The following is a 2,443-nucleotide window of genomic DNA, read 5'->3' as shown; positions in this document are numbered from 1 at the left end:
TGTGTTTGTCAAGCGAAAAGTTGACCACTTTGCTAATCGAAAAGTTGACCACCCCTGGCGTAGTGAGTCTGGTGCCTGGCGGAGGCCCGACAGGCCCCTCACAGCTGGGCTGCGGCTCGTCTTTGGCTCTCTCGGAACCGGTAGGATTCGCCTTCAAATAGCAGGATGTGGGAGTGGTGGGTGAGTCGGTCGAGGAGTGCTGTCGTCAGCGTCGCGTCGTGGAACACGTCCGTCCATTTCGCGAACTCCAGGTTCGTCGTGATGAGGATGCTGCCCTTCTCGTACCGCTCCGCACAGAATTGGAACAGTAGTGGCCCGCCTTGAGTTAAGGACACATACCCCAACTCGTCCAAGCAGACCAGGTCGTACTTGTCCCACGTCCGAAGGTATCTGGGCAGTCGGTACTCTGACTCTGCCTGTAAGAGCTCCTGGACCAGCTGCATGACGGTGATGAACCGCACTCTGTAGCCCGCTGAGATGGCGGCCAGCCCGATGGCTGTCGCAATGTGCGTCTTGCCAGTTCCGCTAGCGCCCATGCAGATCACGTTTTCCTTGGCCCGAATGAAGTCTCCTCCCGCTAGGTGCACAATCCGCTGCTTCTGCAGCGTCGGAATCGCGGTGAAATCGAACTCCTGCAGGGTCTTGTGGGCAGGAAACCGCGCCTGCTGGGTGTAGGCCTGCAGCCGACTGGCCTTCCTCGACTCAATCTCCTCGGCGAGGCAGGCGGCAAGGTACTGGACGGGGGAGTGGTTGTGCACTCCCGCCTCCCTTGCCAGCGCCGCGTACGCCTTGCGTAAGCCCGGCATCTTCAACTCCTTGCAGTAGATCTCCACCATGGCCACGTGTACGTCGTCAGACATCAGTGGACCACCCCTTTCGTCAGTGCGTCGTATCTGGACGGATTGGGCTGCGCGAGGCGATACATTTGCAGACTGTCTGGCACGATGCCCGCGGATTCCGGTGAGGTGCGTAATAGATGCCGCTTGATCTGGTCGGCTGTGACGACATCCGGCCCAATTTCCTCAATCGCTCGCAGAATGTCCTCCGCTCGCCAGACCTGGTGCAGCATGAGGATGGCTACGAAGTCCTTGTATCCATCCGGTCTGCTGTTCGCCATCCGGACCCGGATGCGTTGGTACACCTCCGGTAACTGCCGGACGACCGCCGCGTGCGTGGCGGCATGTGGTTTGTAAGCCAAAACCGGCAGATAGTGTCCGAGGTCCATGATGGTCTGTTGACGCTCGTGGCTCCTGGGGTGACTGGCCACCACCCGTTCCCTGTCGAGCACCTCAATCCGCTCGGCATACACCCTCAGCAGCAGCGTCTTGCCCACGTATATGCTGGGGACGGAGTAGCGGTTGTGGTCAAAGCTGACGAGACACAGCTTGTTCACCGTGACGGGCCGTGTGGTAGCGCAACAGTGAGGGCGCTCCGGCAGCGCACGCAGCCCTGCCCGCTCTTGCTCCCAAGCGGACCACCGTTTGCCACGCTCTTTCTCGCACCACTGAAGAATCAGGTCGTTCAGGGCATCCAGGTCGGCCACGTCAGGAACGGGAACACACGTATGGCGGCGGACGTAACCCACGCCGTTTTCGACACTGCCTTTCTCGTGTGGTTCACCGGGACGGCAGAATTCGCTGTCGAACAGGTAGTGGGCACGCAGGTTGGACAGCAGTACGTGTTCCTCGCGGGCGGGGCCGGCCAGGATCTTGGTGACCGCGGTCTTGGGGTTATCGTAGCGAACACTGTGTGGCACGCCACCGAACCATTCGAATGCGCGGCGGTGACCCTCGAGGAACGCTTCAATCTTCTCCGTAGAGAAGGCACAGGCAAAGATGACGCCGCTGTACCGCAGCCGCATGACGAACAGGCTGACCTCCGTCTTCTTGCCGTTTATCTGCACAACGACTCGCCCGAAGTCGGCCTGCGCCAGCTCACCGGCGTCCGAAGTAAGTGGGATATACGCCTCCTGCCTGCGTTTTCTCAGCCTGCTTACCCAGTACCGGACGGTGGATTCAGCCGCGGTGAACTCCTCGCCGTACTCCTCCTGCAGCCGCTCGTAGATTCTTGAGGACACATACCGCTGTTTCTTGGGGGCTCCCGCCTTCTCCTCCTCCTTAAGCCAGGACTCGATGACGGGGATCCATCGTTCCATAGCCGGGCGGGAGCGGGGTTTGGTCAACCGATACTTGGGGATATCAGCGTCGGCCAGCATCTTGCGCACTGTTTGTCGCGACACTTGGCATTGCCGGCTGATTTTACGTATCGACCACCCGTCCACATAGTACCGCTTTCTGATATACTCCTTGTCGACCATCTCGAGCACATTCCTTTCCTCCTGTCCCCCCAGAGTTCGTGCCAAACTCCAGGGTACAGGAAAGAGGTGCCGGGGTGGTCAACTTTTTGGTTGTCAATGTACCCCCACGTGGTCAACTTTTACGTT

The 2,443-nt window shown here is 59.6% G+C and carries 2 protein-coding genes; both read right to left on the bottom strand.

All coding sequences use genetic code 11. The features are described from left to right. Positions 1-98: 98 nt before the first annotated feature. Positions 99-860, bottom strand: coding sequence for an IS21-like element helper ATPase IstB (istB, locus tag J3481_RS14260; RefSeq protein ID WP_206832781.1), 762 nt, complete (start codon positions 858-860; stop codon positions 99-101). Then, on the bottom strand, positions 860-2,317 hold the full coding sequence (gene istA / locus J3481_RS14255) for an IS21 family transposase (protein ID WP_236011754.1): 1,458 nt from the start codon (positions 2,315-2,317) through the stop codon (positions 860-862). The genes istB and istA overlap by 1 nt, the downstream gene beginning before the upstream one ends. Positions 2,318-2,443 lie beyond the last annotated feature (126 nt).

The sequence above is a fragment of the Alicyclobacillus fructus genome, from assembly GCF_017329605.1.
In the GTDB taxonomy this organism is placed as follows: Bacteria; Bacillota; Bacilli; order Alicyclobacillales; family Alicyclobacillaceae; genus Alicyclobacillus; species Alicyclobacillus fructus.
Note: the sequence above shows the minus strand (reverse complement) of the source record. Positions and strands in the feature narration are given on the sequence as shown.

Bases quoted from the DNA above. Each gene is read 5' to 3' on its own strand.
- istA (WP_236011754.1), bottom strand. From the start codon at position 2,317: ATGGTCGACAAGGAGTATATCAGAAAGCGGTACTATGTGGACGGGTGG.
- istB (WP_206832781.1), bottom strand. From the start codon at position 860: ATGTCTGACGACGTACACGTGGCCATGGTGGAGATCTACTGCAAGGAG.